1 protein-coding gene is annotated in these 2,706 nt (G+C 68.1%); it reads right to left on the bottom strand.

All coding sequences use genetic code 11. The features are described from left to right. Positions 1 to 59: 59 nt before the first annotated feature. The gene (locus ACFW16_RS36010) at positions 60 to 2,540 is read right to left on the bottom strand and encodes a glycogen/starch/alpha-glucan phosphorylase (protein ID WP_380313911.1); all 2,481 of its coding nucleotides are present in this window, start codon (positions 2,538 to 2,540) and stop codon (positions 60 to 62) included. Between the last annotated feature and the right edge of the window lie 166 nt (positions 2,541 to 2,706).

Raw genomic sequence — 2,706 nt, 5'->3', positions numbered from 1 at the left:
ACCCAACACCGTCCCGATGTCGACATGTTGGGTTCGCTGTCGCGAACCCAACCTACTCTTTACTCCGCCGCCCGGGCCAAAGGCGGCCGGACGTCCCAGATCTCCTCGGCGTAGTCGCGCACCGTGCGGTCGGAGGAGAACCAGCCGACATGGGCGGTGTTCTCGATCGCCATCCGGGTCCAGGCCGTGCGGTCGCGATACAGCGCGGCGGCGCGGGCCTGGGCCTCCCAATAGGCGGCGAAATCCGCCGCCACCAGGAACCAGTCGCTGTGCCGGAGCGCGTCGGTGATCGGCCGGAACCGGCCCGGATCGTCGGGCGAGAAGGTGCCGTCCTCGATCGCCGCCACGGCGCGGGCCAGGCGCGGATCTGCGGCGATCACCGCCGCCGGGTCGTAGCCCTGGGCCCGCTTCGCCGCCACCTCGGCCGCGGTCAGGCCGAAGATCAGGATGTTGTCCGCGCCGACCCGCTCGGCGATCTCGACATTGGCGCCGTCCAGCGTGCCGATGGTGATCGCGCCGTTCAGCGCGAACTTCATGTTGCCGGTGCCCGACGCTTCCATGCCGGCGGTCGAGATCTGCTCCGACAGGTCGGCGGCCGGGATGATGCGCTCCGCCAGCGTGACGTTGTAGTTCGGCAGGAACACCATCTTCAGCTGGTCGCGGATCTCGGCGTCGGTGTTGATCACCCTGGCGACGTCGTTGGCCAGCTTGATGATCAGCTTGGCCGTGGCGTAGCCGGGGGCGGCCTTGCCGGCGAGGATCTTGACCCGCGGCGTCCAGGCCGCGTCCGGCGTGTCGCGCATCTCCTGCCACAGCGCCACCGCGTGCAGGATGTTCAGCAGCTGGCGCTTGTATTCGTGAATGCGCTTGACCTGGACGTCGAACAGCGCGTCGCCGGAGACGCGGAGGTCGGCGATCTCGCCGATGTGATGCGCCAAGAGGGCCTTGTTGCGGCGCTTCACCGCCCAGAACGCCTCGCGGAAGGCGCTGTCCTCGGTCTTTCCGGCCAGGGTGGACAGCCGCTCCAGATCATCCTCCCAGCCGGTGCCGATCATGTTGTGGATCAGCTGCGCCAGGTTCGGGTTGGCCTGCACCAGCCAGCGCCGCGGGGTGATGCCGTTGGTCTTGTTGGTGATCCGGTCCGGGAACTCCTCGTTCAGATCACGGAACACCGTCTCGCGCATCAGCTGGGTGTGCAGCGCCGAGACGCCGTTGACCCGGTGGCTGCCGAGGAAGGCCAGCGGCCCCATGCGCACCCGCCGGTCCCAGCCCTCCTGGATCAGCGACAGGGTGGACAGGCGGCTGGGGTCCTTGGCCACCACGCGCGAGGATTTCAGGAAACGGTCGTTGATCTCGTAGACGATCTGCAGATGGCGCGGCAGCACCCGCTCCAGGAGGGCCACAGGCCAGGTCTCCAGCGCCTCCGGCATCAGCGTGTGGTTGGTGTAGCTGATGCAGCCGGTGGTGATCTTCCAGGCGCGGTCCCAGTCCAGCCGGTGCCGGTCGATCAGGAGGCGCATCAGCTCCGGCACCGCGATCGCCGGATGGGTGTCGTTCAGCTGCATCGCCGCCTTGGCCGGCAGGTCGTCATAGCCGTCGTGATGCATCCGGTGGCGGCGCAGCACGTCCTGCAGCGAGGCCGAGGTGAAGAAATATTCCTGCTTGAGCCGCAGTTCCTGCCCCGCCGGGGTGTTGTCGTTCGGGTACAGCACGCGCGACAGGGTCTCGGACAGAATCTTGTCCTCGACCGACTTCATATAGTCGCCGGAGTTGAAGGGGGCGAGATCGAACTCCCGCACCGGCTTGGCCGACCACAGGCGCAGCGTGTTGACCGTGGCGCCGCCCCAGCCGACCACCGGCGTATCGTAGGCGACGGCCAGCACCCGCTGGCTGCCGCGCCAGATCGGCTTCGGCCGGCCATCCGGACCGGGCTCGCCCGGCTCGACCTTGCCGTAGAAATCGATCGGATAGGCCACCTCCGGCCGCTCGAACTCCCAGGGATTGCCGAATTTCAGCCAGTCCTCGGGGTACTCGACCTGCCAGCCGCGATCGAACTGCTGCTCGAACAGCCCGTATTCGTAACGGATGCCGTAGCCGGTGCCGGCGATGCCGAGCGTGGCCATGCTGTCGAGGAAGCAGGCGGCGAGGCGGCCGAGGCCGCCATTGCCGAGCGCCGCGTCGGGCTCGACCTCCAGCACGGCGCCGAGGTCGACGCCGAAATCGCCCAGGGCCTCGCGGCAGGTGTCGTAGATGCCGAGATTGGTCAGCGCGTTGGCCATCAGCCGGCCGACCAGGAACTCCAGGCTGAGATAGTAGACCCGCTTGCCGTCGGTCGCCTCCTCGCGGTGCTGCGAGGCCATCCAGCGATCGACCAGGCGGTCGCGCACGGCCAGCGCGGTGGCGGCGAACCAGTCGTGCCGGGTGGCGCGGTGGACCTCGCGCCCGACGGCGTAGACCAGCCATTCCAGGATGTCGCGCTTGAGCGTCTCCCGGTCGAGCGCACGCGGCTCGATGGTGATCGGGGAGGCTGGCAGCTCCATCGCTGACCCCCATGCTGCACTGCGATATAGACCGCCCGTTACACCACGGATCGGCCCCGCGATCAATCATATGATCGGGTAGGAGGGCGCCTTACGGCGGCCCTCCTCCCACACCACCGTGCGTACGGTTCCGTACACGGCGGTTCATGAGGCGCGGTTGAGGCGG

The organism is Inquilinus sp. NPDC058860, from assembly GCF_042743185.1.
In the GTDB taxonomy this organism is placed as follows: domain Bacteria; phylum Pseudomonadota; class Alphaproteobacteria; order DSM-16000; family Inquilinaceae; genus Inquilinus.
This window is presented reverse-complemented; position numbering and strand designations above follow the sequence as displayed.